This window comes from Gemmiger sp. An194 (assembly GCF_002160145.1).
In the GTDB taxonomy this organism is placed as follows: domain Bacteria; phylum Bacillota; class Clostridia; order Oscillospirales; family Ruminococcaceae; genus Allofournierella.
The window spans coordinates 25881-50575 of record NZ_NFKA01000023.1 but is presented as its reverse complement, the minus strand read 5'-3'; the positions used below and the strand labels follow the sequence as shown (position 1 = coordinate 50575).

At 59.3% G+C, this 24695-nt stretch carries 21 protein-coding genes, 2 tRNA genes and 3 rRNA genes; 2 read left to right on the top strand and 24 right to left on the bottom strand.

The features are described 5' to 3' along the window. The 20 genes from rrf to B5F28_RS12580 all read right to left on the bottom strand — a co-directional run. Window positions 1-72, bottom strand: a 5S ribosomal RNA gene (gene rrf / locus B5F28_RS12675); the annotation flags it as partial. A 104-nt stretch (window positions 73-176) separates the two neighbouring features. Then, a 23S ribosomal RNA gene (locus B5F28_RS12670) occupies window positions 177-3012 on the bottom strand. A gap of 271 nt (window positions 3013-3283) precedes the next feature. Then, window positions 3284-3360, bottom strand: a tRNA-Ile gene (locus tag B5F28_RS12665). Between the two features lie 3 nt (window positions 3361-3363). After that, window positions 3364-3439: transfer RNA gene (locus tag B5F28_RS12660), tRNA-Ala, on the bottom strand. Window positions 3440-3578: 139 nt separating this feature from the next. Further along, a 16S ribosomal RNA gene (locus B5F28_RS12655) occupies window positions 3579-5106 on the bottom strand. A gap of 398 nt (window positions 5107-5504) precedes the next feature. Next, on the bottom strand, window positions 5505-6161 hold the full coding sequence (locus B5F28_RS12650) for an HAD family hydrolase (protein WP_087296232.1): 657 nt from the start codon (window positions 6159-6161) through the stop codon (window positions 5505-5507). 129 nt (window positions 6162-6290) lie between these two features. Further along, entirely contained in the window at window positions 6291-7052 is a 762-nt protein-coding gene (locus B5F28_RS12645) for a histidinol-phosphatase HisJ family protein (RefSeq protein ID WP_087296231.1), read from the bottom strand. Continuing rightward, a complete protein-coding gene (hisIE, locus tag B5F28_RS12640) occupies window positions 7049-7699 on the bottom strand; it encodes a bifunctional phosphoribosyl-AMP cyclohydrolase/phosphoribosyl-ATP diphosphatase HisIE (protein ID WP_087296230.1) in 651 nt (216 codons plus the stop codon). Before hisIE ends, B5F28_RS12645 begins: the two co-directional genes overlap by 4 nt. A gap of 3 nt (window positions 7700-7702) precedes the next feature. Then, entirely contained in the window at window positions 7703-8461 is a 759-nt protein-coding gene (hisF, locus tag B5F28_RS12635) for an imidazole glycerol phosphate synthase subunit HisF (RefSeq protein ID WP_087296229.1), read from the bottom strand. Next, window positions 8458-9171 carry a 1-(5-phosphoribosyl)-5-[(5-phosphoribosylamino)methylideneamino]imidazole-4-carboxamide isomerase gene (gene hisA, locus B5F28_RS12630; RefSeq protein WP_087296228.1) on the bottom strand — a complete coding sequence of 238 codons (714 nt, stop codon included), beginning with the start codon at window positions 9169-9171 and terminating at the stop codon, window positions 8458-8460. Before hisA ends, hisF begins: the two co-directional genes overlap by 4 nt. After that, complete coding sequence (gene hisH / locus B5F28_RS12625) at window positions 9168-9788, bottom strand: imidazole glycerol phosphate synthase subunit HisH (RefSeq protein WP_087296227.1); 621 nt, start codon at window positions 9786-9788, stop codon at window positions 9168-9170. The genes hisA and hisH overlap by 4 nt, the downstream gene beginning before the upstream one ends. Next, window positions 9788-10375, bottom strand: a complete 588-nt coding sequence (hisB, locus tag B5F28_RS12620) for an imidazoleglycerol-phosphate dehydratase HisB (protein ID WP_087296226.1) — start codon at window positions 10373-10375, stop codon at window positions 9788-9790. The genes hisH and hisB overlap by 1 nt, the downstream gene beginning before the upstream one ends. Then, window positions 10372-11439, bottom strand: coding sequence for a histidinol-phosphate transaminase (gene hisC, locus B5F28_RS12615; RefSeq protein WP_087296225.1), 1068 nt, complete (start codon window positions 11437-11439; stop codon window positions 10372-10374). Before hisC ends, hisB begins: the two co-directional genes overlap by 4 nt. Next, window positions 11436-12719, bottom strand: a complete 1284-nt coding sequence (gene hisD / locus B5F28_RS12610; protein WP_087296224.1) for a histidinol dehydrogenase — start codon at window positions 12717-12719, stop codon at window positions 11436-11438. Before hisD ends, hisC begins: the two co-directional genes overlap by 4 nt. Before the next feature lies 1 nt (window position 12720). Next, window positions 12721-13341 carry an ATP phosphoribosyltransferase gene (gene hisG, locus B5F28_RS12605; RefSeq protein WP_087184973.1) on the bottom strand — a complete coding sequence of 207 codons (621 nt, stop codon included), beginning with the start codon at window positions 13339-13341 and terminating at the stop codon, window positions 12721-12723. Then, a complete protein-coding gene (locus B5F28_RS12600) occupies window positions 13335-14441 on the bottom strand; it encodes an ATP phosphoribosyltransferase regulatory subunit (protein WP_087296223.1) in 1107 nt (368 codons plus the stop codon). The genes hisG and B5F28_RS12600 overlap by 7 nt, the downstream gene beginning before the upstream one ends. 154 nt (window positions 14442-14595) lie before the next feature. After that, window positions 14596-15135 carry a rubrerythrin gene (gene rbr, locus B5F28_RS12595; RefSeq protein ID WP_058962667.1) on the bottom strand — a complete coding sequence of 180 codons (540 nt, stop codon included), beginning with the start codon at window positions 15133-15135 and terminating at the stop codon, window positions 14596-14598. 342 nt (window positions 15136-15477) lie between these two features. Beyond that, window positions 15478-15894, bottom strand: coding sequence for a transposase (locus B5F28_RS12590; RefSeq protein WP_087184971.1), 417 nt, complete (start codon window positions 15892-15894; stop codon window positions 15478-15480). A gap of 182 nt (window positions 15895-16076) precedes the next feature. Continuing rightward, window positions 16077-17069: a GGGtGRT protein gene (locus tag B5F28_RS12585; protein ID WP_087296222.1), complete on the bottom strand. Its 993-nt coding sequence runs from the start codon at window positions 17067-17069 to the stop codon at window positions 16077-16079. An 18-nt stretch (window positions 17070-17087) separates the two neighbouring features. Next, complete coding sequence (locus B5F28_RS12580) at window positions 17088-17780, bottom strand: iron-sulfur cluster assembly scaffold protein (RefSeq protein WP_087182457.1); 693 nt, start codon at window positions 17778-17780, stop codon at window positions 17088-17090. A 355-nt stretch (window positions 17781-18135) separates the two neighbouring features. Between B5F28_RS12580 and B5F28_RS12575 the strand changes: the two genes are divergently transcribed. After that, the gene (locus B5F28_RS12575; RefSeq protein ID WP_087296221.1) at window positions 18136-18387 is read left to right on the top strand and encodes a hypothetical protein; all 252 of its coding nucleotides are present in this window, start codon (window positions 18136-18138) and stop codon (window positions 18385-18387) included. A 68-nt stretch (window positions 18388-18455) separates the two neighbouring features. On the opposite strand, the gene ucpA is transcribed toward B5F28_RS12575, so the two are convergent. Together ucpA and B5F28_RS12565 are read right to left on the bottom strand one after the other, a co-directional pair. Beyond that, window positions 18456-19253 carry an SDR family oxidoreductase UcpA gene (ucpA, locus tag B5F28_RS12570; protein ID WP_087296220.1) on the bottom strand — a complete coding sequence of 266 codons (798 nt, stop codon included), beginning with the start codon at window positions 19251-19253 and terminating at the stop codon, window positions 18456-18458. Window positions 19254-19343: 90 nt separating this feature from the next. Further along, window positions 19344-20519, bottom strand: coding sequence for an MFS transporter (locus B5F28_RS12565; protein ID WP_087296219.1), 1176 nt, complete (start codon window positions 20517-20519; stop codon window positions 19344-19346). Between the two features lie 306 nt (window positions 20520-20825). Between B5F28_RS12565 and hisS the strand changes: the two genes are divergently transcribed. Further along, window positions 20826-22070 (top strand): histidine--tRNA ligase, encoded by a 1245-nt coding sequence (hisS, locus tag B5F28_RS12560; protein ID WP_087184968.1) that lies wholly within the window; start codon window positions 20826-20828, stop codon window positions 22068-22070. 75 nt (window positions 22071-22145) lie between these two features. Here the strand turns inward: hisS and B5F28_RS12555 are convergent, their stop codons facing one another. Next, window positions 22146-22904, bottom strand: a complete 759-nt coding sequence (locus B5F28_RS12555) for a TraX family protein (protein WP_087296218.1) — start codon at window positions 22902-22904, stop codon at window positions 22146-22148. Between the two features lie 33 nt (window positions 22905-22937). Further along, complete coding sequence (locus B5F28_RS12550; protein WP_087296217.1) at window positions 22938-24545, bottom strand: glucosyltransferase domain-containing protein; 1608 nt, start codon at window positions 24543-24545, stop codon at window positions 22938-22940. Window positions 24546-24695: the final 150 nt, after the last annotated feature.

Below are 24695 nucleotides of genomic sequence, written 5' to 3'. Positions count from 1 at the left end.
TTCGGCACAACAGAGCTTAACTTCTGTGTTCGGAATGGGAACAGGTGGGACCTCTGCGTCATCGGCACCGGCCATATGTTCAGCATACTGGCCTTACATATTCTCTTTACTTCGAGGGATGCACCCTCAAAACTGAATAATAAACTGCTTGCAAATTAGAAGTACCATAAAGACTTGTGGTCAAGCCCTCGACCTATTAGTACACGCTAGCTCAACGCGTCGCCGCGCTTACACTTTGTGCCTATCAACCTTGTAGTCTTCAAGGGGTCTTACCTGATTGACTCAGTGGGATATCTTATCTTTGGGCCGGCTTCACGCTTAGATGCTTTCAGCGTTTATCCGATCCGCACATAGCTGCCCAGCTGTGCCACTGGCGTGACAACTGGTGCACCAGAGGTGCGTCCATCCCGGTCCTCTCGTACTAGGGACAGATCCCATCAAATATCCTGCGCCCACGACAGATAGGGACCGAACTGTCTCACGACGTTCTGAACCCAGCTCGCGTACCGCTTTAATTGGCGAACAGCCAAACCCTTGGGACCGAATACAGCCCCAGGATGCGATGAGCCGACATCGAGGTGCCAAACCTCCCCGTCGATGTGGACTCTTGGGGGAGATCAGCCTGTTATCCCCAGGGTAACTTTTATCCGTTGAGCGATGGCATTTCCACTCACATACCACCGGATCACTAACTCCAACTTTCGTTACTGCTCGACCCGTCGGTCTCGCAGTTAGGCTGGCTTATGCGTTTGCACTCAATAGCATGGTTTCCGTCCATGCTGAGCCAACCTTTGAACGCCTCCGCTACGCTTTAGGAGGCGACCGCCCCAGTCAAACTGCCCACCTAACAATGTCCCCCGACCCGATTCAGGGCCGCAGGTTAGAATCCTAGTATCACAAGGGTGGTATCCCAAGGGTGACTCCGCCCGAGCTGACGCCCGGGTTTCCTAGTCTCCCACCTATCCTGTACATGTAATACCAAGACCCAATATTAGGCTACAGTAAAGCTCCATGGGGTCTTTCCGTCTTGTCGCGGGTAACCGGCATCTTCACCGGTACTACAATTTCGCCGGGCGGGCTGTTGAGACAGTGCCCAAATCATTACACCATTCGTGCGGGTCAGAACTTACCTGACAAGGAATTTCGCTACCTTAGGACCGTTATAGTTACGGCCGCCGTTTACTGGGGCTTCAGTTCGCTGCTTGCACAACTCCCCTTAACCTTCCAGCACCGGGCAGGTGTCAGCCCGTATACGTCATCTTTCGATTTAGCACAGACCTGTGTTTTTGCTAAACAGTTGCTTGGGCCTATTCTCTGCGGCTCACTCTCGTGAGCACCCCTTCTCCCGAAGTTACGGGGTCAACTTGCCGAGTTCCTTAACAACCCTTCTCCCGTTGGCCTTAGAATCCTCTTCCTACCTACCTGTGTCGGTTTGCGGTACGGGCACCTTACAAATACACATGGCTTTTCTCGCCTCTCTCCATGCTCGACTTCCCTACTATATTTCGGTCCCTCACGACCGGGGCAACCAACGCCCGGCTCAAACATTTCAAAAGTGTCCCCATGCTTAACTGTTTCGGTGGCTACGGAATCTCTACCGTATGTGCATCGGCTACGCCTTTCGGCCTCACCTTAGCTCCCGGCTAACCTGGAGCGGACGAACCTTCCTCCAGAAACCTTAGGCTTTCGGCCATTGTGATTCTCACACAATTCTCGCTACTCATTCCGGCATTCTCACTTGTGTACACTCCACTACCGCTTACGCTATAACTTCACCGCGTACACAACGCTCCCCTACCCAGACGTCAAAGACGCCTGCCTAAGCTTCGGTGCAGGTTTTAGCCCCGTTGAATTTTCGGCGCAAAGTCACTCGACCAGTGAGCTATTACGCACTCTTTGAATGAGTGGCTGCTTCTAAGCCAACATCCTGGTTGTCTTAGCAACTTCACATCCTTTTCCACTTAAACCTGCTTTGGGACCTTAGCTGTAGATCTGGGCTGTTTCCCTTTTGACTGTGAGACTTATCTCACACAGTCTGACTCCCATGCATCAATTTTCCGGCATTCTTAGTTTGATAAGCTTCGGTACCCTCTCGGGCCCTAGGCTATTCAGTGCTTTACCTCCGGAAATCTAACATGAGGCTAGTCCTAAAACTATTTCGGGGAGAACCAGCTATCTCCGGGTTCGATTGGAATTTCTCCGCTATCCACAGTTCATCCGCCACCTTTTCAACGGGGGTCGGTTCGGTCCTCCATGGAGTTTTACCTCCACTTCAACCTGACCATGGATAGGTCACCCGGTTTCGGGCCCACTGCATGCAACTAAACGCCCTATTCAGACTCGCTCTCGCTTCGGCTCCATTGCTTAACAACTTAACCTCGCTGCATACAGTCGCTCGCCGGACCGTTCTACAAAAAGTACCATATCACACTTTGACGTGCTCTATGTGCTTGTAGGCACAGGGTTTCAGGTTCTATTTCACTCCCCTCCCGGGGTTCTTTTCACCTTTCCTTCACAGTACTATACGCTATCGGTCACTGGGTAGTATTTAGGCTTGGAGGGTGGTCCCCCCGTGTTCCGACCAGGTTTCACGTGTCTGGCCGTACTCTGGATACTGCGCAGCTGCTTTCGTTTTCACCTACGTGACTCTCACACTCTTCGGTGGGCCTTCCCATGCCCTTCGGTTAACAATTGCAGTCCTTAAAGCAGTCCGAACCCCGAAGGTATTTCTACCCTCGGTTTGGCCTCTTCCGCGTTCGCTCGCCACTACTTACGGAATCTCGGTTGATGTCTCTTCCTCGCCCTACTTAGATGTTTCAGTTCAGGCGGTTCCCTCCGTATACCTATTTGATTCAGTATACGGTACTGGAGGTTTGCTCCAGTGGGTTTCCCCATTCAGAAATCCGCGGATCAAAGATTATTTGCATCTCCCCGCGGCTTATCGCAGCTTATCACGTCTTTCTTCGGCTCCCAGTGCCAAGGCATTCGCCCTGCGCCCTTTTTAGCTTGACCGTATTTATGCTTTATTGATTCTCCTAATTTGCCAACAAGATCAAAACAAAATTGTAGTTAAATAACATTTTACTTTGTATCTCATTTCGCAGTTATTATTCAGTTTTCAAGGTGCATCTGCGACTTGCGTCGCATCTGCCTTCGACTTCGTCGAAGTGTGCATCGCTGCACCATCGAATCATCGAAGGAAGATTGCTTATACTCCGCATTCGCTTCGTATAAGCACGATAAGCAAGATTTAGCTTGCTGCACTTTCGTGTTTCCACAAAAGTGGTGGGCTCAAGTGGACTCGAACCACCGACCTCGCGCTTATCAGGCGCGCGCTCTAACCACCTGAGCTATGAGCCCATATGGTGGAGATAAAGAGGCTCGAACTCTTGACCCCCTGCTTGCAAAGCAGGTGCTCTCCCAGCTGAGCTATACCCCCACGCTTTCGCGTTTCGGTCTCGCTTATCTTTTTGAGGTTCCTTTTCAGGGCCCTCAAAATTGAACAATATCGAATGCTCTCACAGCAACCTGTCCGTCCAACAACAGAACCAGTCTGTCGTGGCCGTCTGACTCCCTAGAAAGGAGGTGATCCAGCCGCACCTTCCGATACGGCTACCTTGTTACGACTTCACCCCAATCACCAGTTTTACCTTCGGCCGCGCCCTCCTTGCGGTTAGGCTACGGACTTCGGGTCCCCCCGGCTCTCATGGTGTGACGGGCGGTGTGTACAAGGCCCGGGAACGTATTCACCGCGGCATGCTGATCCGCGATTACTAGCAATTCCGACTTCATGCAGGCGAGTTGCAGCCTGCAATCTGAACTGAGACAATTTTTATGAGGTTTGCTCCACCTCGCGGCTTCGCTTCTCTTTGTTAATTGCCATTGTAGTACGTGTGTAGCCCAGGTCATAAAGGGCATGATGATTTGACGTCATCCCCACCTTCCTCCGTTTTGTCAACGGCAGTCTCGCTAGAGTCCTCTTGCGTAGTAACTAACGATAAGGGTTGCGCTCGTTGCGGGACTTAACCCAACATCTCACGACACGAGCTGACGACAACCATGCACCACCTGTCTCCGTGTCCCGAAGGACTTCATCTATCTCTAGACTATGCACGGGATGTCAAGACCTGGTAAGGTTCTTCGCGTTGCTTCGAATTAAACCACATACTCCACTGCTTGTGCGGGCCCCCGTCAATTCCTTTGAGTTTCAACCTTGCGGTCGTACTCCCCAGGTGGATTACTTATTGTGTTAACTGCGGCACGGAAGGGGTCAATCCTCCCACACCTAGTAATCATCGTTTACGGCATGGACTACCAGGGTATCTAATCCTGTTTGCTACCCATGCTTTCGAGCCTCAGCGTCAGTTAGTGCCCAGTAGGCCGCCTTCGCCACTGGTGTTCCTCCCGATATCTACGCATTCCACCGCTACACCGGGAATTCCGCCTACCTCTACACCACTCAAGATCCGCAGTTTTGAAAGCAGTTCATGGGTTGAGCCCATGAGTTTCACTTCCAACTTGCAGACCCGCCTGCGCTCCCTTTACACCCAGTAATTCCGGACAACGCTTGCCACCTACGTTTTACCGCGGCTGCTGGCACGTAGTTAGCCGTGGCTTTCTTGTAAGGTACCGTCATTATCGTCCCTTACGACAGGAGTTTACAACCCGAAGGCCTTCTTCCTCCACGCGGCGTCGCTGCATCAGGGTTTCCCCCATTGTGCAATATTCCCCACTGCTGCCTCCCGTAGGAGTCTGGGCCGTGTCTCAGTCCCAATGTGGCCGATCAACCTCTCAGTCCGGCTACCGATCGTCGCCATGGTGGGCCGTTACCTCACCATCTAGCTAATCGGACGCGAGTCCATCCCAAAGCGAATTGCTCCTTTTCCCCCAGAACCATGCGGTTCCGTGGGCTTATGCGGTATTAGCAGTCGTTTCCAACTGTTGTCCCCCACTCTGGGGCAGGTTACTCACGTGTTACTCACCCGTTCGCCACTAAGCTTACAAGTCGTCACCCCGAAAGGATCTGACAAGCAAGCTCCGTTCGACTTGCATGTGTTAGGCGCGCCGCCAGCGTTCGTCCTGAGCCAGGATCAAACTCTTCATAAAATGGTATTTAAACCAGATTACTCTGAATTAAATCACTGTAATTTCTCAGATACAATAACGCTTGCATCCACGAATTACTTGTATATTGGAATTGTTTAACGTGATTTTCCATCACGATAAGGTTCCGTTCAAGCTTCGATATTGTTCAATTTTCAAGGTCCTGTGCCGCTCTCCCTCGCGGGACAGCTTGTTTATTATATCTCACCAAGTTCTTGTTGTCAAGCACTTTTTTGAAATATTTTTTCAAGCTCTTCCGAGCGGCTTGCCGTCGTTGACGGCTCAGTTATAATACCACAGCCTGCAACCAGAAGTCAACACCTTTTTTCAATTTTTTTCGAAAAAGTATCACTTTGCTAATATGCTGCCCGGTTTGTCCTCTTTGTATAGAAATCCGGGCCTTACAGGCCCAGCAGCGGGGTCAGCTGGTCCACGGTGTCCAATGGGTGGGTGGAATGTTTTTTCATGAAGTCGCGCACCGGCTCCACCTCGCAGCCCCAGCCCGCAAAGGCAAAGGGCACGCCGCAGCTTTTCGCCATCTGCCAGCCGGGCTTTAAATCGTCCACCATCAAAAGCTCATCCGGCGCAAGGCCGTAATGACGCATGATCTCCTCCAGCGCATAGGAGGCGGGCTTGCGCTTTTGGGGCGGCAGCTCCCAGCCGAACACCAGCTCCGGCTCGAAGCCGCAGTGCACCCGGTAATCCCGCCGGATCATCTCCTCGCTGGAATGGCTGGCCACGCAGATGATTCCCCCGGCATCCCGGTACCGGCGCAGCAGCTCGGCCATGCCCGGGAACATGGGCGGCACATGGGTGCTGGTCCACTGCTTCCAGACCTGGCCCTCCAGCTGCATCTCCTCATCGGTCAGGTGCAGCATCTCCCGGCAGATGGCCTCAAAGCCCGGCTCGAAGTTATACAGCACATATTCCTGCAGGCTCCAGTTCACCTCCGGGCGCAGGATTTTCATAGCATCCAGAAAGGCCGGGTAGTGGATGGTAGGTGTGCTGGCCACCACGGTATCGTCGTGATCCAGCACCAGGCAGGGCAGGCAGGCCATATTCGTTCCCCCTTATATCGTAATATATAACGTATTATAGCAGACCGGCCCCGCCGGGGCAAAGCAAAACCGCCCGGCCGGGGCTTTCACTCCCCCGCCGGGCGGCTTCTCATTCACAATATCAGCCTGTCAGAGAGAAGGGCCGCACAGGGGCCCCCAGGTTTCCCAGCCGTCCAGCAGCTGGCCGGCGTTGTGGCAGTCGCTGGAAAAGACCAGCCAAGCACCCCGGGCCTGCAGCTCTTTCAGCAGCCAATCGGCCGGGTAGGGCTGGGTGCGCCAGCCCTTGGCCACCGCGCCGGTGTTCACCTCGAAGGCCACGCCCTCCCCGGCCAGCCGGTCCAGCGCGGCCAGCGCCGCCGCCCGGTAGCGGGGGTGAGCTTCGTCGAACAGCACGCCGCCCTCGTTGAACTTGGCGATCAGGTCAAAGTGGCCTACGATGTCACACCCGGTACGGCGGTGCACATCCGCCAGCGTGGCGAAGTAATCCTCCGCAAAGGCATAGTAGTCCCCGCCGTAGTGGTCTGTCACGATGCCCTGCTGCCACTGGGGGTCCTCATCCACCGGCAGGTATTCCCCATGACGATACAAATAATGCACCGAGCCGATGACAAAATCGTATCCTTCCGCGGGCAGCTCCGAGTAATAATCCTGCTCGATGCCCAAGAGAATCCGCAGCCGGGGCGCGTATTCCACCTGCAGCCGCCGCACCCGCTCTTTATATTCCCGGGTGCCCGCAAGGCTCATGCAATACCGCTCGTCAAAGCCGGTGTGGCTGTGGCCGGAAAAGCCCAGGGTTTCGCAGCCTGCCGCCAGCGCCGCCGCGGCCAGCTCCTCGGGGGTGTTGTCGCCGTCGCAGAAGATGGTGTGGGTGTGCAGATTGTAGGGTCTCATGAGGTCATCTTTTCCTGCTTGACCTTGTGGTCGATGATGTGACGGCTGGCCAACTCATCCCGCACGTCCTCCACGGTGATGCCCATCTGCACCATGAGCACCATGGCGTGGTAGGCCAGGTCCGCCAGCTCGTAGATGGTCTCCTTTTTATCCTCGGCCTTGCCCGCGATGATCACCTCGGTGCATTCCTCGCCCACCTTTTTCAGAATCTTATCCAGACCCTTCTCGAACAGATAGGTGGTGTAGGAGCCCTCGGGCCGGTCCGCGTTGCGCTGCACCAGCAGATCGTACAGGCCCTGCAGGGTGAAGTCGCCCCGCTCGTCGCTCTGGAACAATACATCCTCAAAGCAGGAGTCGTTGCCCAGGTGACAGGCCGGGCCATCCTTTTCCACCAGCACCAGCAGCGCGTCCCGGTCGCAGTCGGCGGTGATGCTCACAATGTGCTGATAGTTGCCGCTGGTCTCGCCCTTGAGCCACAGCTCCTGACGGGAACGGCTCCAGAAGCAGGTGAGCTTTTTCTCCATACTGATGGCCAGGCTCTCCGCGTTCATGTAGGCCACGGTGAGCACCTTGCGGCTTTTGGCATCCACCACCACCGCCGGGATCAGGCCCTTTTCGTCAAATTTCAGGTCTTGAATGTTCAGCATATCTTATCGCCTCACTATGATGTCGTTTTCCCAAAGGGTCTGTTTCAGGTCCGGAATGGCGATCTCGCCGAAGTGGAAGACCGAGGCCGCCAGGCCCGCGTCCACACTGGGGACCTTTTTGAACAGCTCCACAAAATCCTGCTGGCTGCCCGCGCCGCCGGAGGCGATCACCGGAACCGGCACCGCCCGGCAGACCTCGTCCAGCAGCTCCAGGTCAAAGCCCTGCTTCACGCCGTCGGTGTCGATGGAATTCACCACCACCTCGCCCGCGCCCAGCTCCACGCCCCGGCGCAGCCAGCCGATGGCCTCGATGCCGGTATCCTCCCGGCCGCCCTTGGCGAACACCTGAAACCGGCCGTTCACCCGTTTGATGTCCGCCGAGAGCACCACGCACTGGTTGCCGTAGCGCTTCGCGGCGCGGCGGATCAGCTCCGGGTCCCGGATGGCGCCGGAATTCACGCTCACCTTGTCGGCGCCGCATTTGAGCACTCGGTCAAAATCCTCCAGGGTGTTCACGCCGCCGCCCACGGTGAGAGGGATGAAAATCGTCTCCGCCACCCGGCAGAGGATGTCGGTAAACAGCTTGCGCCCCTCGGCGGAGGCGGTGATGTCGTAGAAGACCAGCTCGTCGGCTCCGCTCTCGGAATAGTATCGGGCCAGCTCCACCGGGTCGGATACATCCGACAGCCCTTTAAAATTTACGCCCTTCACCACACGGCCGTCCCGCACGTCCAGGCAGGGGATGATTCGTTTTGTGATCATTTCGCCGCCTCCAGTGCATCGGCCAGATCCACTGCGCCGGTGTAGTAGGCCTTGCCCAGAATAGCCCCGTACAGGTCCATCTGACGCAGGGCTTTGATGTCGTCCAGGCTGCTCACGCCGCCGGAGGCCACGATCTGCAGGCCCTGCCGTTTGGCGAGACTGCGGTACAGCTCCAGATTCGCGCCCCGCATGGCCCCGTCCCGGGAGATGTCGGTGCAGATCATGGTGGAAACGCCAAGGCCCTGCATCCGGTCAAAGAAGGCCTCGGCCCCCTCGTCGCTGGTCTGCTGCCAGCCCCGGATGGCCACCTGGCCGTCCCGCAGGTCGGCCCCAACGGCCACCCGCTCGCCCCAGGTATCCAGCGCGTTTTGCAGAAAGTCCGGGTCGGTGACGGCAGCAGTGCCCAGAATCACCCGGCTCACCCCGTTTTCCAGATAGGTGCGGGCAATGTCCATATTCCGGATGCCGCCGCCCACCTCCACAAACAGGCCGGTCTCAGCGGCGATGCGCCGAATCAGCTCCAGGTTGGGGGTGGTGCCGTCCCGCGCGCCCTCCAGGTCCACCAGATGGATGTGGGTGGCGCCGGTTTCGGCAAATTGTTTGGCCAGTGCCGCCGGGTCGGGGCTGTACACGGTCATCTGCCGGTAATCGCCCTGATAAAGCCGGACCGCCTGCCCTTCGTACAGGTCGATGGCCGGAAACAGGATCATGCTTTTCCCTCCTCTTCACAAAAGGCCCGCAGGATGGCAAGGCCCACCGGGCCGCTTTTTTCCGGGTGGAACTGGCAGCCCATCACGTTCCCCTTCTGCACCATGGCGGTGATGGGGATGCCGTACTCCGCCGTGGCCACCAGACTGTCGGCGCAGCCGTCGGCGTAGTAGGAATGAACAAAGTATACGCAGTCGCCGGGTTTTACATCCCGCAGCAGCGGGCTTTCGGCCACCGGCTGCAGGGCGTTCCAGCCGATGTGGGGGATCTTCAGCTCCGCCGGGATGGCTCCCTCCATGGGCACCACCCGCCCGGCCAAAAGGCCCAGCCCCTTGTGGCGGCCGTATTCGAGACTTTCTTCAAAGAGCAGCTGCATGCCCAGACAGATGCCCAGCACCGGCACGCCCTTTTTCGCCTGCTTTATCACCAGCTGGTCCAGCCCGGTGGCCCGCAGCTTTTGGGCCGCGTCGCCAAAGGCGCCCACGCCGGGCAAGACCAGCTTGTCCGCCTGTTCCAGAACGGCGGGGTCGGCGCTCACCTGCACCTGGGCCCCCACATAGCGCAGGGAGGAGCAGAGGCTGAACAGGTTGCCCACCCCGTAGTCAATTACGCCGATCATCACAGCACCCCTTTTGTGGATGGAATTTCCCCGGCGAACTCCGGGTCGATGGCCACTGCCGCCCGCAGGCAGCGGGCCGCCGCCTTGAAGGCCCCCTCCATGATGTGGTGGGAGTTGGCCCCCGCCAGCTTTTGCAGATGCAGGGTCAGCTGGGCCTGACGGGCGAAGGCGATCCAGAATTCCTCGAACAGCTCGGTGTCGAAGTCGCCCACCTTCTGGGTGGGGATCTCCACCTGGCCATAATAGCCGCCCCGGCCGGACAGGTCCGCCGCCGCCAGAATCAGGGTTTCATCCATGGGCAGCAGGGACTGACCGTAGCGGCATACGCCCCGCTTGTCGCCCAGGGCCTGCCGGAAGGCATCGCCCAGGCAGATGCCCACATCTTCTACCGTGTGGTGGTAGTCCACGTAGGTGTCGCCGGTGCAGGTCAGATCCAGATCGAACCGGCCATGCCGGGCAAACAGCACCAGCATATGGTCCAGAAAGCCGCAGCCGGTGGCGCAGCTGCCCTTGCCGGTACCCTCCAGCACAAGGCGCAGGGAAATGTCCGTCTCGGCGGTGGTGCGTTTGATCTCTGCCGTTCTCACTGGGCTGCCTCCTTTTCAATTTCCTTGACAGTGTTCACAAACCGCTCCATCTGGGCTTCGTCGCCGATGGTGATGCGGATAAAATCCCGAGTGCGGGGGGCATCAAAATGCCGCACCAGCACGCCCTTCTGGCGCAGGGCCTGATACATGGCCTTGCCGCCCAGCTTGAGAGATGCCGCGAACAGGAAGTTGGTTTTGCTGGGCAGCACCCGCCAGCCCATGGCCTCCAGCTGCCCGGCCACCTTGTCCCGAATGGCGGCGATGCGGCGGCAGTTGTCCATGTAATAGTCATCCTCGGCCAGCGCGGCCTCGCCCGCCGCCAGGGTCATCCGGTTCACGTTGTAGGGGTTGGTGGAATAGCGCAGGGTCTCCAGATCGGCGATCAGCGCCTCGCAGCCGATGGCAAAGCCCAGACGGGCCCCTGCCATGGAGCGGGACTTGGAGAAGGTGCGCACCACCAGAAGATTGTCGTACCGGTCCAGCAGGGCGGCGGCGCTCTCGGCCCCGAAGTCCACATAGGCCTCGTCCACGATCAGCACCCCGTCCGGGTTGGCCTTCAGAATCGCTTCGATGGCATCCAGCCCCAGCGCCAGACCGGTGGGGGCGTTGGGGTTGGCGATCACCGCCACCCCGTTTTTGCCGAAGTAATCCGCCGGGTCGATGGTGAAATCCTCCTTTAAGGGGATCACCTCATAGGGCAGCCGGTTCTTGGCCGCGAACACCGGATAAAAGCCGTAGGTCACATCCGCGAAATACAGGGGCCGCTCCTCCCCCGCAAAGGCGCAGAAGGCCAGGTCCAGTACCTCATCCGAGCCGTTGCCCACCATGATATTGGCGGGCTTCACCCCGTAGCGCTTCGCCAGCGCCCGGCGCAGCCCGGCGCACTGGGGGTCGGAATACAGCTGCAATTTGCCGCACTGAGCGGCCACCGCCGCCGCCACCCCCGGCGAAGGCGGGAACGGGGATTCGTTGGTGTTCAGCTTCAGGTAGTCCTGGTCCTGGGGCTGCTCGCCCGGAGTATAGGGGGTGAGCGCCGCGTAACGACTTGAAAAAAATCGGCTCATTGCTTTTTCTCCTCCAGCCGCACGGTGACGCTGTTGGCGTGGGCGTCCAGCCCTTCCTTGCGGGCGAAATAGGCCACCTGTTCGCCCACCTTGGCCAGCGCGTCGGCGGTGTAATAGGTAAACTGGCTCTTCACCACGAAATCATCCACCGACAGCGCCGACGAAAATTTCGCCGTGCCGCTGGTAGGCAGGGTGTGGTTGGGGCCGGCGAAGTAATCGCCCAGGGCCTCGGGGCAGTTCTTGCCCAGGAAGATGGACCCGGCGCAGCGCACCCGGTCCAGATAATCAAAGGGCGCGTCCACGCACAGCTCCAGATGCTCGGGGGCGATCTCGTTGGCGATGTCAATGGCCAGATCCAGATTTTCCGCCACGATGATCTTGCCGTTGTTATCGATGGAGGCCCGGGCGATCTCACTGCGGGGCAGCAGCGGAATCTGCCGCTCCAGCTCCGCCTGTACTGCCCTGGCCAACTCGCCGCTGTCGGTGACCAGCACCGCGCTGGCCATTTTATCGTGCTCGGCCTGGCTGAGCATATCCGCCGCCACGATTTTGGCGTTGCAGCTGCCGTCCGCCACCACCAGAATTTCACTGGGTCCGGCGATCATGTCGATGGCCACCCGGCCGAATACCTGCTTTTTGGCTTCCGCCACATAGGCGTTGCCGGGGCCCACGATCTTATCCACCTTGGGCAGGGTCTCGGTGCCATAGGCAAGGCCCGCCACCGCCTGTGCGCCGCCCACCTTGAAGATGCGGTCCACGCCCGCGATTTTCGCCGCCGCCAGAATCACCGGGTTCACCTTGCCGTCCGCGCCGGGAGGGGTGACCATCACCAGCTGGGGGCAGCCCGCGATTTTGGCGGGGATGCTGTCCATCAATACGGTGGAGGGGTAGGCCGCGGTGCCGCCGGGCACATACAGGCCCACCTTCTGGATGGGCACGATCTTCTGGCCCAGCACTACGCCGGGCTGGTCGGCCACCACAAAGCTGTTGCGGCGCTGCTTTTCATGGAAGGCGCGGATGTTCGCCGCCGCCTGGCGCAGAATCTCCACAAATTCCGGCTCCACCGCCGCGAAGGCCTCGTCGATCTCCGCTTCGGTCACTTCCAGATCAGTCAGGTCGGCCTTGTCGAAGCGCAGGGTGTATTCCCGCAGGGCCTCGTCGCCCCGGGCGGCCACCTGGGCCAGAATCTCGGTCACCGCGCCCTCCACATTGGAGGCGATGTTATCCCGGGCAAAAATTTCGCTATTTGGTACCTGGCCGTATTCATAAATGGGGATCATGTCACTTCACCTGTTCCTTCATCCTGGCCAGCATCTCTTCCAGCTGGCGGTTTTTGAATTTGAAGCTGGCCTTGTTGGCGATCAGCCGGGCGCTGATGGGCAGAATGTCCGCCACCACCTCCAGGTTGTTTTCCCGCAGGGTGGTGCCGGTTTCCACGATGTCCACGATCACATCGGACAGGCCCAGAATGGGGGCCAGCTCGATGGAGCCGTTCAGCTTGATGAAATCCACATCCCGGCCCATGCCCGCGTAGTAGTCCGCCGCGATGGACGCGAACTTGGTGGCCACCCGCAGGGTGCGCTCCCCGTCGTCATGGAAATCGCGGGGAGCGGCCACCGCCATCTTGCAGCGGCCCACGTTCAGGTCCAGCAGCTCGTACACGTCCGGGTGGTATTCCAGTAAAATATCTTTTCCGGCCACGCCCACATCGGCCGCGCCCCGTTCCACATAGATGCTCACATCCGAGGGCTTGACCCAGAAATACCGGATGCCCTTTTCGGCGTTTTCAAAAATCAGCTTGCGGCTGTTTTCCCGGATGGCCGGGCACTCGTAGCCCGCCGCCTCGAACATGGCATAGACCTTTTCGCCCAGGCGGCCCTTGGGCAGCGCGATGTTCAGCATGGTTTCCCCTCCTTGTTGAGCCGGATGCATTCCTGATACCGCAGCTTGGGCGGCACCGCCTTCTGGGCGCTCACGCTTCTGCCCTCGGCGCGCAATTGTTGCACCGCCGCCGCCACCGCTGCCGCGGGGGTCTCGTTTTCATAGAGCAGCAGCACCTGCACATCCCATTCCGGGCGGGGGCTGCGCAGCTGGTCCAGCCGGTCCAGATAAAGGGCGAAGCCCACCGCGCCCTGGCTGCGGCCCATCCGGCGCATCAGCCGGTCGTATCGTCCGCCCGCCAGCACGCTCTGGCTCAGGCCCTGCAAAAAGCCCCGGAACACGATGCCGTTGTAGTAGTCCATGTGGTTGACCACCGAGAAGTCCAGTACCACCTCGTCGCCCAGACCCGCCGCGTCCAGCAGGGCGCTCAGCTGCTCCAGCTCGGCCACCGCCTCCCCGGCAACATCGCCGCAGAGTTCCCGCAGCTTTTGCAGCGCCGGGCCCCGGCTGCCGTAGATGGTGACAAGATCCGCCAGCCGCCGGGCACATTCGGCGGGCACGCGGTTTTCTTCGCAGATGCGGGCCAGATCGTGGGCGTTTTTCTGGGAGAGGGCCTCCAGCGCACTGCGCCGGAACTCCTCGCCGCCGCCCGCCGCCTCCAGCAAGGCGGAGACAACGCCCAGATGGCTGATCTCCAGCACGTACTCCGGGCCGATGAGCGCCAGACTCTTGGCCGCCAGCTCCACCGCCTCGAACACATCGTATTCGTCCACGTCGCCGATGCACTCCAGACCGGTCTGCATGATCTCCTTGAACTGGCCGGACCGGCGGGACACCCGATACACGTTTTCGTTGTAGCACACCTTGCGCTTGCAGCCGGGGTTCTCCTCGCCCTTTTGCAGGATGGAAAGGGTCACGTCCGGCTTTAAGGCCATCAGGCGGCCGTTGGTGTCGGTAAAGGTGATGACCCGGTCGCTGAGCAGAAAGTCCTTGTTGCGGGCATACAGCTCGTATTCCTCGAAACGGCTCATTTTATAGGGCAGGTACCCATAGCTCTGGTACAAAGCCCGCAGGGCGATCACCGCCCGCTCTTCGTTTTTCAGCAGCTGGTCGTTTTGCATCCCGGCTCGCCTCCCTGTTTTGCTTTATTGTGATAATGTAATACTACAAGGAAGTATACAGGACAAACCGTTCTTCTGTCAAGAGCACACACAGAGTTTTCGCAAAAGAAAAAGCCCCCCGGCAAAAGCCGGGGGGCCAAAGGTTCAAAATGAATCAGTGATTTTCCGCGCGCAGCACGAAGTAGCCCTGAGGATGGTCGCAGACCGGGCACTTGGCGGGAGCGTGGGTGCCGATGTGGATGTGGCCGCAGTTGGTGCAGATCCAAACCTGCTCGGTCTCGCGGGCAAACAGCTTGCCCTCTTCCAGCAGCTTGGCCACCTCACGGTAACGGGCCTCGTGCTCCTTCTCGATGTCGCCCACCATGGTGAACAGGGCGGCGATGCGGTCGAAGCCCTCTTCCTTGGCGGTGGCGGCGAAGCTGGCGTACATGTCGGTCCACTCGTAGTTCTCACCGGCAGCGGCGTCGGCCAGGTTGGCCAGGGTGCCGGGCACCTCGCCGTCGTGCAGCAGCTTGAACCAGATCTTGGCGTGCTCCTTCTCGTTGTTGGCGGTCTCCTCGAAGACGGCAGCAATCTCGTTGTAGCCTTCCTTCTTGGCCTTGGATGCGTAGTAGGTGTACTTGTTGCGGGCCTGGCTCTCACCGGCAAAGGCGGCCATCAGGTTGGCTTCGGTCTTGGAACCCTTCAGATTCATGACAAACTCCCTCCAATAAAGTAAGAATATTTTTTATTACAGCGCCCGAAAGCGCTATCTTCCGTTGTTTTTTCTTGGGGCACCACCACACAATTCACGGCGAACGCCTCAGGCGGCGTATCCCGCCAAAATTTTCTGTGGAATTTTCCAAAAATGCTCGCGGGGCCACCAAGGCTTGCCTGCGCTTTTTGATTCATTCCGCAAAAAATTTTCCGGCGTGCTCCACCACCTGGAATTATGTGGTGCTGCCCAAACTCTATCATGTTAGCGTGCATTTGAAAAGTGACTTTATCACATTGGATAACCGGAACGCGCCGCCTTTATTTTATGCCGAAACGCCCCTCACTGTTCCCGCTCGCACTGGCGGGAAATGCGTTTGAACAGCTTCACCGCCTTGTCCACCTGCTCCTGGGGAATGCGCTGGCGAAAGCCCACCATACTGTGGGCCACAAAGGGCGCGGTGTGGCTAAAGCTGGTCATGCCGATGAAGTATTGCAGGTAGGGGTTTTCCCGGATCATCTGCACGGTCTGCCGGTCGGAAAGCTCCAGCGCCTGGCGGATGACCAGGCTGCCGAAGGCCATGCGCAGGGGCAGCGCCTGATTGCCTGCCCGGCCGAAGTTGCCCGCATAGTGGCGCTCCATCTCCTGCCAGTCGATCTCCTTCGCCAGCTTCACCCAGCGGTTATTCTCATCCAGTGTTCCCCCAAAGGGCTGCACATAATCGTAAAGGGTCATCTGTGATTCCGCCATATCATACATAACCCGCCGCCTCCTCTTTTTTGGACTGCATTATTTTTCTTATTGTAGCATACAATCCAGCAAAAAAGCCAGTGCGCAGGCGGCAAAAATCCACCGGCGTCCCCCTTTGGGCACACAAAAAAGCACCGCCCCCAAAAGGGGACGGTGCTCTTTGTCAAAACACAGTGTGCTTAACGGGTCGATTAGACCTGAGAAGCAGCAACAGCGCAGGCCACGGTGGCGCCAACCATGGGGTTGTTGCCCATACCGATCAGGCCCATCATCTCCACGTGAGCGGGCACGCTGGAGGAGCCGGCGAACTGAGCGTCGCCGTGCATACGGCCCATGCTGTCGGTCAGGCCGTAGGAAGCGGGGCCGGCAGCCACGTTATCGGGATGCAGGGTACGGCCGGTGCCGCCGCCGGAAGCAACGGAGAAGTACTTCTTGCCGTTTTCGATGGCCCACTTCTTGTAGGTGCCGGCAACCAGGTGCTGGAAACGGGTGGGGTTGGTGGAGTTACCGGTGATGGAAACCTCAACAGCCTCAGCCTTCATGATGGCAACGCCTTCCAGAACGTCGTTGGCGCCGTAGCACTTAACAGCAGCGCGCTCGCCGTCGGAGAAAGCCTTCTCGCGAACAACCTTCAGCTCGCCGGTCTTGAAGTCATAATCGGTCTCCACGTAGGTGAAGCCGTTGATGCGGCTGATGATGTAAGCAGCATCCTTGCCCAGGCCGTTCAGGATAACGCGCAGAGGGGTCTTACGAGCCTTGTTGGCGGTGCGGGCGATACCGATGGCGCCCTCAGCAGCGGCGAAGCTCTCGTGGCCAGCCAGGAAGGCGAAGCACTTGGTCTCGTCGCTCAGCAGCATGGCGCCCAGGTTACCGTGACCCAGACCAACCTTGCGCTGCTCGGCAACAGAACCGGGGATGGTGAAAGCCTCCAGGCCCTCGCCGATGGCGGCGGCGCACTCGGCGGCGTTCTTCAGGCCACGCTTCACAGCGATGGCGGTGCCCAGGGTGTAAGCCCAAACGGCGTTCTCAAAGCAGATGGGCTGAACGCCCTTAACAATAGCGTCGCAGTCGATGCCCTTCTCGAGGAGCATCTCACGGCAGGCGTCCAGGGATTCCAGGCCGTTGGCCTTCAGGCATGCCTCGATCTTGGGCATGCGGCGATCCATAGATTCAAAAGTAGCCATAATGTTTCTCCTCCTCTCTTATTCTTCGCGGGGGTCGATGTACTTGGCAGCGCCATCGAACCGGCCGTAGGTGCCAATGTTCTTCTCGAACGCGGTCTTGGGGTCCTCGCCGTGACGGATGGCTTCCAGCATCTTGCCCAGACGGACGAACTGGTAACCGATGACCTCGTTGTTCTCATCCAGAGCGGTCTTCAGGATGTAGCCCTCGGTCAGCTCCAGGTAACGAACGCCCTTGGCCTTGGTGGAGAAGATGGTGCCGGTCATGCTGCGCAGACCCTTGCCCAGGTCCTCCAGGCCGGCGCCGATGGGCAGGCCGCCCTCGCTGAAGGCAGTCTGGCTGCGGCCGTAAACGATCTGCAGGAACAGCTCGCGCATAGCCACGTTGATGGCGTCGCACACCAGGTCGGTGTTCAGAGCTTCCAGGATGGTCTTGCCGGGCAGGATCTCGCCGGCCATAGCGGCGGAGTGGGTCATGCCGGAGCAGCCGATGGTCTCGACCAGAGCTTCCTCGATCACGCCGTTCTTAACGTTCAGAGTCAGCTTGCAGGTGCCCTGCTGAGGGGCGCACCAGCCCACACCGTGGGTCAGGCCGGAAATATCCTTGATCTCATAGGCCTTAACCCAGGCGCCCTCCTCCGGGATGGGGGCGGGGCCGTGATGGGGGCCTTTGGTCAGAGGACACATACGCTCTACTTCATGAGAATAGGTCATAATAGTACTCTCCTTTGCTCTCTTTGTAAGCTTGTTGCGGATTTCACAACATCTACCTTCTCATTATAAATAGGGGCGAATGGTTTTGCAAGGCGTTTTTCCATTTGTTCAGCCAAAAAATTGCACCGCCCTTCCCGTTTTTGCCCGCTGCTGGATTTTTGTGCGAATTAAATCGTCAATACGTACAAAGAAACACCATTTTCATTGTTGCACATGCACAAATGCAGTGCTATAGTATAGGTGCACGGGCGGCAAGGCCCGCGCGAGGGAGAAAGTATTGGCAACTGCCAGAGAAGGCGGCCCGGCTTGTTTGATGCGCCGGGGCCTGCAAAAACGAAAGTGAGGAATCCGTTTTATGGATCGCATCAGTCTTCATAATTTCAATGTTCGTGATTTCAGCGAGATGCTGGCCTCCTGCAAGGGCGACATTTACATGATCACCCCCGAGGGCGACCGGCTGAACCTGAAGAGCAAGCTGTGCCAGCTGATCGGCTTCACCACCCTGATTCAGGGCGGCCAGATCGCCGAGGCCAAGTTCGAGTGCTCCGAGCCCGAGGACGAGGCCAAGCTCTACCGCTTCAACCTGTTCGGCGACACCAAGGGCTAAGCGTCACGAAATGCAGCAAGGGCCGCGCACCGTATCTTCACGGTGCGCGGCCCTTTTTGTTTTTCCGGTCAGTTGGTGCCGATGCTCATGGTCTCGGGCAGGGTGCTGCCGCCGTCGATCACGATCTGGCTGCCGGTCAGATAGCTGGATTCATCGCTGCCCAGAAAAGCGAACAGCTCGCCCACCTCGATGGGCTTTGCCAGCCGGCCCATGGGCACGCCCGCCGCGATGGCCGCAATGGCAGCTTCCGGGTTTTCGGGGTTGGATTCCACCGCCATCTTCTCCACCATGGGGGTGCGGGCATAGCCCAGCTGGGAGCAGTTTACCCGGATGTTGCGCCCGGCGTACTCCACCGCCAGGCACTTGGTCAGGCCCACCAGCGCGGCCTTGGTCATGGCGTAGGCGGCCTCGCCCGCGTCGGCCACGATGTCGCCGGTGACGGAAGAGGCGATCACGATGCTGCCGCCGCCCTGCTTCAGCATATAGGGGATAACCGCCTTGCAGGTGTTCCACACGCCCTTGATGTTCACATCGATGTGGAAATCCCGGGTGGCGTCGTCCATCTCCTCAAAGGGGGCCAGGCGGCAGACGCCCGCGTTGCAGCAGGCGATGTCGATGGCGCCGAAGGCCTCCGCGCCCTTGCGGGCGGCCTCGTCCATCTGGGCCCGGTCGGCCACGTTGGCCACTACGGTGATGATCTCGCTGCCGTACTCGGCGCGCAGCCGCTGGGCGGTCTCTTCCACGCGGGGGTCCAGGTCCACCAGAACCATCTTTGCGCCGTATTTTGCGTAGGCGGTGGCAATGCCCTCGCCCAGTCCGGCCGCCGCGCCGGTGATGAGTGCCGCTTTACCATCCAGTTTTGCCATGGGGAATCGCTCCTTTACCATTATAATGCGGCGGACCCTCGCACCGGGCCCGCCCGGTTACCTTCACCATAGCATTCCCAAAGGGCGCTGTCAACCGGAGGTTTTCTTCTTTTGCACCGGGCCCAGCTTCCACAAACAGAAGGCCCCGGCCAGCGCCGCGCCCACCGCCAGCCAGTGCCGCCCGGCGTCCAGACCAAGGGCCTTGGCCGCGAAGGGAAAGCCCAGGCTGCCCGCCGCCATCCCCAGCGCCAGCAGACCATAGTTAACCCCGGTGTGGGCCAGGCCGAACCGCTCGGTGCAGAGGCTGGGCAGCACCGCCGCCTGACCGGCATAGAAAAAGCACAGCCCGGCGTAAACGGCCAGAAACAGCCATTCTTTCACCAAGGCAAATCCGGCGGACAAAGCCGCCAGCGCCCCGAAGGCGGCGATGAGCACCGCCCGTCGGCCCAGCTTGTCCCCCGCCGCGGCAAGGCTCAGCCGCCCTGCGGCGGACCCCGCCGCGCCCACCGCCACCATCCAGGCCGCGGCGGTCTCCGGCAGGCCGCTCTGCCGGGCCAGCTCCAGAATCCGGGGGCTGAACAGCAGAACCGCCGGGGTGGCCAGCGCCACCGAGGCGGTGATCCACCAGTAGGCGGAGGTGCGCAGCATCTGCCCCGGGGTCATGCCCTGCTGCTTTGGGGCCGCGGGCGCTTTTTCCGGGTTCTGCAGCAAAAGACTTGCCCCGCCGCACACAAGGCCCAGCAGCGCCCCCAATGCCCAGAAGCAGCCCCGGATGCCCCACAGCCCGGTGAACCACTTCACCAGCACCGTGAGCGCCGCGCCGGACAGCCCCACCGCCACGCCGATCACCCCGGTGGCAAGGCCCTTTTTGTCCGCGTACCATTTCTGGGCGCAGCCCATCACCGCCGGGTACAAAAAGGCGCAGCCCGCCCCCACCGGGGCGCTGAAGGCCAGATAAAAGAGCCAAGGCATTTGCCCGGGCACAAAGCCCGCCGCCACGAACCCGGCGCAGAGCCCGGCGCTGCCCAAAAGGGCGGCGAAGCGGGGGCCGAGTTTATCCTGCAAAAAGCCGCCGGCCACCCCGCCCGCGCCGAAGGCCGCCACCAGCCAGCTGAGCACAAAGCTGGCCGTTTCCTCCTCAAAGCCGTATTCTGAGCGCACCGGCTCCTGAAACACGCCCCAGGCGGTGGGGATGCCCGCCAGCAGCTGGATGGCCGCCCCCGCCGCCAGGATCGCCCAGGGGTGCTGTTTCACAAACTGCCCCATTGTTTTGTTCCTCTCTTTTCTTTTTGGCTTAGTGTTCCCCCTTTTTGTTGAGGCAATACCGCACAATTCACGGCAAACGCCTCAGACGGCGTATCGCGCCAAAATTTTCTGTGATATTTCCCAAAAATGCTCGCCAAGCCACCAAGGATTGGCTGCGCTTTTTGCTTCATCTCACAAAAAATTTTACGGCGTGCTCCACCATCTGGAATTGCGCGGTGTTGCCTTGACAAATACCGGCTCGCCGGGCTATCATTAGAAGATAAAAGCACTTTATTTCATTAAAATAGATTTGTGGGAGGAACATCAATGAAAACCAATCCGCTGAAGGGCATGAAGGACTATCTGCCCGCAGAGCAGGCGCTGCGCGACTATGTGCAGGGCCGCATTCTGGAAACCTACCGCGCCAGCGGCTTCGAGCGCATCTCCACCCCCATGCTGGAGGATATGGAGAATCTGGACAAGAGCGACGGCGGCGACAACCTGAACCTGATCTTCAAGGTACTCAAGCGGGGCGACAAGCTGGCAAGCGCCATTGCCTCCGGCAACGAAAAGGATCTGTCCGACATGGGCCTGCGGTACGACCTGACTCTGCCCCTCTCCCGCTACTACGCCGCCAACAAGGACAAGCTGCCCAGCCCCTTCAAGGTCATCCAGACCGACCGGGTGTTCCGTGCCGAGCGGCCCCAGAAGGGCCGGATGCGTGAGTTCGTCCAGTGCGACATCGACATTCTGGGCGACGGCTCCTGCAACGCGGAGATCGAGCTGATCGACGTGACCGCCCGGGCGCTGCTGAACATCGGCTTTGACGACTTCACCGTGAACATCAATGACCGGCGCCTTCTGCGCGGCATGCTGACCAGCATGGGCTTTGCCCCCGAAAGCCTGGACAGCGTCTGCATCACCTTCGACAAGCTGGACAAGATCGGCGCCGAGGGCGTGGCCAAGGAGCTGACCGAGAAGGAATGCCCCGCCGAGGCCGTTGCCGCCCTGAGCGATTTTCTGGCGAAAGGCGAGTTCAGCCTGGAGGCCATCGGCGCTCTGTGCGAGGACAAGACCCTTGCCGAAAACCTGGGCAAGGTGATCGCCACCGTGGAGACTCTGGCCGGCGGCAAGTATAAGATCGCCTACTGCCCCAGCCTGGTGCGCGGCCAGGGCTACTACACCGGCATGGTGTTCGAGGTCACCTGCGCGGCATTCAGCGGCGCGGTGGCAGGCGGCGGCCGCTACGACAATATGATCGGCAAGTTCATCGGCCAGCAGGTGCCCGCGGTGGGCTTCTCCATCGGCTTCGAGCGCATCTGCGGCATTCTGGCCGAGCAGGGCTTTGCCATCCCGGCCCAGAAGCCCAAGATGGCCCTGCTCTACCTGCCCGACGCGGACTTCGCCCAGGTGCTGGCCAAGGCGGCCACCCTGCGGGAGGGCTACACCGTGACCGTGCTGCCCCAGGCCAAAAAGCTGGGCAAGCAGTTCGGCGCGCTGGAAAATCAGGGCTTTGCCGCCGTGGCCTTCGCGGACAACGACGACGTGAAGACCCTGGGCGCAAACGGCTGATTTTTCGGCCCCATTTTTCAACACAAAAAGGCTCTGCCTGTGGAAAACCCACGGGCAGAGCCTTTTTCGCTTTTATTATTGTAAGACAAGCAGCTTCACCGCCGCCAGCACCGCCAGATGGGCCGGATAAAACAGATAGAAAAACCACTTCCAGAACGCCCGGCCGTGCTCGGCCCGCTTTCCATTATAAAACAGCAGGATCACCGCGCCCGCCACCAGAATGCCCAGCGTGCTTGCCGCCGTGTGCAGCACCGTATGCACCGTCCAGTCCCCCGGCATGGTCTGGAAGAAAAAGATCAACGCTTCCCCGAAAAAGACAAGCGCCAGCCCGCTGCGTCTGCCCCCCAGCCCGGCTTTTCCGTACCGCCAGCCGCAGAACAGGAAGGTGAACAGCGGGGCCATCGTTCCCCAGTCCATGAACAGACTGACAAAGAACAGCCCCAGCAGCGCCGCGAAATTCCGCCCGAGCCGCTCGCCGGGCCGGGTGGCCATTTCATGGGCCACATGGGCGGTTCCCAGGCAGACCAGCAGCGTGAACAGCATGTTCAGCTGGAAAAAGCCCAGCGCCAGCTGGTAGGGGATCTGGGAGATGAGGGCAAACACCAGCAGCCGCAGCGCGTAGGCCTTGCGGTCATGGGTGTACTCGTAGCCCTCGGCCAGAAAATAACACATGGTCACCGCGGTGAAGTAGCCGATGTCCACCAGCGGCTCAAACCAGGGATTTTCCGGCGAGAGCAGCGCATTTGCAATGTGATTCAACAGCATGGTGGCCATGGCGATGGCCTTGATGGCATCCCGGTTCAGGCAGGGCCAGATTCCGACGCTGGGTTTCATGGGCTCTTTCCTCCTTTGGGGCTCCGCCTCCTGTTACCGGAAGCGTTCGCCCAGTTTCACGATCATTACTCCATCCAGCATCCCGACGCTGCCCTCTGCCGGATAGCAGGGCATCGCCGCGACCCGGTCGTCCTTTCGAAACCGAAACCAGGTCCCCTCATCCGCCATCACCGCCGGATTCTGAAGAACATTGTCGAAATATGCCTGATAGTAGCTCTGCCCCGCGACTCCGAGCGCGTATCCGATCTCGTTGCCCACCATCTCATAAAGCCGCTCAAACCCGGCCACCTGATTTTCCAGCGCCGCGTCCGGCATTCCCACAAATACCACCGGGGTCTGGCCGGTTACGTATCCCGGGCAATCCTCCATCCGGTAAACGATCCGGGTGAGCAGCGACAGGCTTGCCTGCTGCTCCAGATCCTTTTTCAGGTAGGCGGCGTTTGCAGTCTGCACATTTCCCCACAGCACCACAAAAACCAGCCCCACCGCCGCGCAGCGCTGCCCGTATTGCAGCACCGGCTTTCTCAGCAGCTTCCGGTCCACGGCCCACCAGGCAATCAGCAGCACAAACAGATAAGCGAGCCAAAAGGCAAACTGCATCAGATCATGGCTCATGCCGCCGGTCAGAATATAGGTCACATTCATGCCAAGCGGCACCAGCGCCAGCAAAAGCAGCGCCAGCAGCTTTTCCGGCACTCCGATTTCTCTTTGAACGATCCGGAACAGCACGACCGCACCGCTGATTCCCACCATCACAATATGTACCGCCAGCACAAGCCCTCCCGGATAGGCCGAGACGGCGGTGCACAGCTTGTAGCCAACCTGGATATACCCGGTCACCACCGTGTAAAGGATTTCCGGCACCGGACGGGAGAGGATGGAGTCCATGGAATTGTAGGTCCCGCTGACCAGCGAAAGACCGGTGATGCGGCAAACCAGCTGAATGGCCAGATAATACAGCACACCCGCGCCCACGATCATCCCCAGGCTTTTCAGCCCTTTGCCGAACACCTCCGCAAAGGGGTGGCCGTCCAGCAGCTGCAACACCAGATACAAAATGACCAGCGTGATGGCCACCGACAGATAGCTTTGATACAGCCCCATGGAAACACACAGCGGCAGCATTCCATACAAAAAGCCCTTGTCGAACCTTTTCCACAAATAAACCGCCAGAACCGCCAATGCCAGCGCCAGCATGTTGCAGTCCAGATCATGGATATAGGTGGCCGCCGTTGCGGTCACCGTGATATTCGCGGTGTAAACACCGGCAATCAGCGCCGTGAGCAGTCTGGGCCGGATTCCAAACAGCTTCACGGTCAGAAACACCGCCGCACTGATGTACAGCAGCGACAAAACCCCGATCAGCCAGGGCAGGGTGATGGCTTCCCGGACCAGAAGCCGGTAGGCGGGCACGAATATTCTGCCCAGCTGTATCCGCCAGGCATTGCCGAACACCGCCGCGTTGAACTCATTCAGCGAATCGTGGGAAAAGGAGCTGTGCAGAAAAATATAGGCATGGGTCACCAGCCCCCATGCAAAGGTGGCGATCACGCACAGGAACATCCCATTGCGGTTTCGCTCAAAAAAATCCGCAAACCAGTCCGCCGCAATCCATCGGTTTCGCTTGCTCACAGTCACCATAAATCCGTTCCGTTTCCTTTCCCGCTTCTCTTTTCCTCCTGCACACAGGCATTCAATATTATCATATCGTAAAATCCCATGTTTGCAAGATGCGGCCCGTCTCGCTGCGGGCGCATTTTCTCTGTTTTGTACACTATTTCGGTACAATTC